This window comes from Roseateles sp., from assembly GCF_052436255.1.
Classification (GTDB): domain Bacteria; phylum Pseudomonadota; class Gammaproteobacteria; order Burkholderiales; family Burkholderiaceae_C; genus Pelomonas.
Genome location: NZ_JBQVNP010000271.1, coordinates 1 through 3,248, shown reverse-complemented (window position 1 = coordinate 3,248; position 3,248 = coordinate 1). Strand labels below are relative to the sequence as shown.

Below are 3,248 nucleotides of genomic sequence, written 5' to 3'. Positions count from 1 at the left end.
GCCTTCATCGCCGCGAACAGCGCCGCGCGGCCGCTGGTCAGCAGCCTTGTGTGGGGCAGGTCGTCGACGGCGGGCAGGCCGGCGGCGTGCTCGCCGCCGCGGCTGTCCCAGCCGAAGGTCGGGCGCGTGGGTTGGCGTGTCATCGGGCGGGGATTAGAACCTGTCCCGCGCGGGCACCTGCGCGTTCTTCGGACAAACTACGCGCCATGAAAAACCTTGCCCTGGCACTGATTGCCGCGCTGCTGCCCGTCGCCGTCGCGGCCGAAACCCTGGTGTATTTCGGCACCGAGACCGGCGGCGCGAGCAAAGGCATCTACGTCTCCACGCTCGACGAAACCAGCGGCGCGCTCACGCCGCCGCGGCTGGCTGCGGCAATCGGCAACCCGGGCTTCCTGGCGATGCACCCGAGCAGGCCCCTGGTCTACTCGGTCGCCGCCGGCAAGGCCGCCGATGGCGCCTGGAAGGAGGAGGTGGCCGCCTTCGCCGTGCAGGCAGACGGCAGCCTCGTGCTGCTCAACAGCCAGCCCGCGGGCGGCAGCGGCCCCTGCCACATCTCCCTCGATGCCAGCGGGCGCGTGCTGCTGCTGGCCAACTACAACGGCAGCAACGTCGCGTCCTTCCCCATCCAGGCCGACGGCAGCCTTGGCCCGGCGGCGTCCACGGTCCGCCACGAGGGCGCCAGCGTCAACCCGCAGCGGCAGAAGCAGCCCCACCCGCATGGCATCTACCCCGGCCCGTCGCAGACCCGCGCCTATGTGCCTGACCTTGGCATCGACAAGGTCATGATCCACCGGCTGGACGTGGCCAGTGGAAGGCTCTCGCCCAACACGCCGGCCCACGCCACCACCGAGGCCGGCGGCGGCCCGCGCCACATGGCCTTCCACCCCAACGGGCGCTGGGCCTACGTCAACCTGGAGTTGACGTCCCGCGTGGCCGCCTATCGCGTGGATGGCGCCACCGGCGCGCTGGAGGGCTTCCAGGCCCTCTCCACGCTGCCGCCCGAGGCGCGCGCTGAAGGCAACACCACCGCCGAGATCCTGGTGCACCCGGGCGGCCGCTTCCTGTATGTCTCCAACCGCGGTCACGACAGCATCGCGGTGTTCAGCATCAACCCGCAGGATGGCTCGCTGAGCTTCGTCGAGACGACCCCGACCGGCGGGCGTACGCCGCGCAGTTTCGGCATCGTGCCCGGCGGGCACTGGCTGATTGCGGCCAACCAGAACGGCGGCAACGTCAAGGTCTTCCGCATCGATGCCGAGCGCGGCACGCTGTCGGCCGCCGGCCATGAGGTGAAGGTGGACCGGCCCAACCACGTGCGGTTCATGCGGCGCTAGTTCCGCAGAGGTTCTACAGCATGGGCGGCCGGCCCGCATAGCCGGTCAGCTCCAGATAGCCCGCCCCAAGGGGCCGCTTGTCCATGCTGGACAGGCTGGCCACGCCTTCCCAGTAGACGAGGCCGCTGCTGCCGCGGGCGTCGATCTCCTGCGCGTCGAAGGCCGCGCTCAGGCGCATCTCTCCGGCAGGACTCTTCAAGGTCCATTCGACCGGCCAGCGCGTGCCGGTGGCCGGGCTGGCCCAGTAGCGCGTGGCGGTCATCTGCACTTCCCCGGGCGAGAAGCTGCGGTCGGGCAGGCCCGGCGTGCGCAGGCTGCCGCCGGCCCAGGAGCGGCTGCCGTTCTTGTGGCGCAGCTGGAACAGCGTCAGCGCGCGGCCGTCGTGCAGGTTGATGCCCAGCCAGTCCCAGCCCACCGACTCGCCCAGCACGCTGTTGCTCCATTCATGGTCCAGCCAGGCGCGGCCGGCCAGGCTGTGGCGCTGGCCGTCGAGCACCAGCGCGGCCTGGGTGAGGATCTGCGGGCGCGAGTAGTAGTGGCTGAACTGGGCGGCGTCGGGGCCCTTGCGCGAGACGCCGGCCTCGCCCTGCAGCAGCGGCGCGTCCGGCGTGGCCAGCTCCAGCGCCAGCGTGAAGCCGGGGCCGTTGAAATCGGCCCGGTAGCCGCCGCCTTCACGCTTGAAGGTCCAGTCGCGCAGCTTGAGGTCGCAATCGCCGACGCGTGCATGCACGGCGCCCGGCAGCGTGCGCAGCAGGCGCTGCGCATGGCGCTGCCTGCCGGCGCCGAGGTCCGACAGGGCCACATGGCCCAGCAGCAGCTGCCGGGCCGCCAGACCGCTGGGGTGCTCGGCCGCGGCGGGGCCGGGCAGGGCGAAGAAGGTCAGCTGGTAGCCATAGCGCGCCGGTGCGCCGTCGCGGTCGCCGAGCAGGCCGGTCAGGTACCACCACTCGATGGCCTGGCCGGGGTGGGCGCCGAAGTCATGCGGGAAGTTGAGCGCGGCGCGCGCCTGCAGGGGCACGGCGGCCAGCAGCAGGACGCGGCGTTTCATGCGTCTTCCCTCACGGCCCGGACGGCGTCCTGGCCAAGTGCCCGCCGGCCAGCGAGCAGCGAGGCGCCGACGGCGGCCACGAACGCCAGGCCCACCAGGGCGGCCAAGCGCGCAAAGGGCAGATGCATCTCCATGCTCCAGTGAAAGCTCTGCGGGTTGACGACGTGGACCAGCACGAGGCTCAGCCCCAAGCCCATGGCCAGCCCGGCCAGCGCGCCGGCGCCCCCGGTCAGGCTGGCCTCGATCAGCAGCAGCCGCATCAGCTGGCGCCGTGACAGGCCCAGGTGGCGCAGCAGGCCGAACTCGCGTTTGCGCGCCAGTGCCTGGGCCGACTGGCTGGCAATAACGCCGAACAGTCCGACCGCCAGGGCCACGGCCTGCAGCCAGACGGTGATGGCGAAGCTGCGGTCGAAGATCTTCAGCGACAGCGCACGCAGCTCGCCGGCGGCGGCCATCTCGACGTCGTCGCCGGCCAGCTGGCGCACGGCGGCGCGGGTGGCGTCCAGTGCTTGGCCGGGGGCCAGCCACAGGGCCACCTCGGTCGATGTCGCGTCGCCGCTGGCACGGCGGTAGTCGGTCAGGTCCATCCACAGCGCGGTGCTCTGGCGCGAGTAGTCGCGCCAGACACCCTGCACCTGCAGCCGCACGGCGCGGCCGCCGTCCACCAGCTCGGCGCTGAAGACCTGACCGGGCTGAAGCCCGTCGCGGTTGCGCGCGGCCTCGTTGACCCAGACGGCCAGCGCATCGGGTGCCACGGCGCCGTCCCAGCGCTCGATCAGCGGCAGGCTGCCGCTGCCCATGTCGCGCGCCGTCAGTGCCACCGCGTCGGCCCCCGGCGCCAGGCGCAGGCGCGCGGTGCGCTGGGG

At 72.4% G+C, this 3,248-nt stretch carries 3 protein-coding genes; 1 reads left to right on the top strand and 2 read right to left on the bottom strand.

Annotated elements, in window-relative coordinates:
* Nucleotides 1–206 precede the first annotated feature (206 nt).
* The gene (locus tag ACT6S0_RS27345) at nt 207–1,334 is read left to right on the top strand and encodes a lactonase family protein (RefSeq protein ID WP_444766874.1); all 1,128 of its coding nucleotides are present in this window, start codon (nt 207–209) and stop codon (nt 1,332–1,334) included.
* A gap of 13 nt (nt 1,335–1,347) precedes the next feature.
* Here ACT6S0_RS27345 and ACT6S0_RS27340 read toward each other — a convergent pair whose 3' ends face one another.
* Nucleotides 1,348–2,382 carry a lipocalin-like domain-containing protein gene (locus tag ACT6S0_RS27340; RefSeq protein WP_444766873.1) on the bottom strand — a complete coding sequence of 345 codons (1,035 nt, stop codon included), beginning with the start codon at nt 2,380–2,382 and terminating at the stop codon, nt 1,348–1,350.
* A partial coding sequence (locus tag ACT6S0_RS27335) for an ABC transporter permease (RefSeq protein WP_444766872.1) occupies nt 2,379–3,248 on the bottom strand: 870 nt, incomplete at its 5' end. The genes ACT6S0_RS27340 and ACT6S0_RS27335, both read right to left, overlap by 4 nt.

Excerpts from the sequence above, each read along its gene's own strand:
- ACT6S0_RS27340 (WP_444766873.1), bottom strand. The coding sequence starts at position 2,382 with ATGAAACGCCGCGTCCTGCTGCTGGCCGCCGTGCCCCTGCAGGCGCGC.
- ACT6S0_RS27345 (WP_444766874.1), top strand. The coding sequence starts at position 207 with ATGAAAAACCTTGCCCTGGCACTGATTGCCGCGCTGCTGCCCGTCGCC.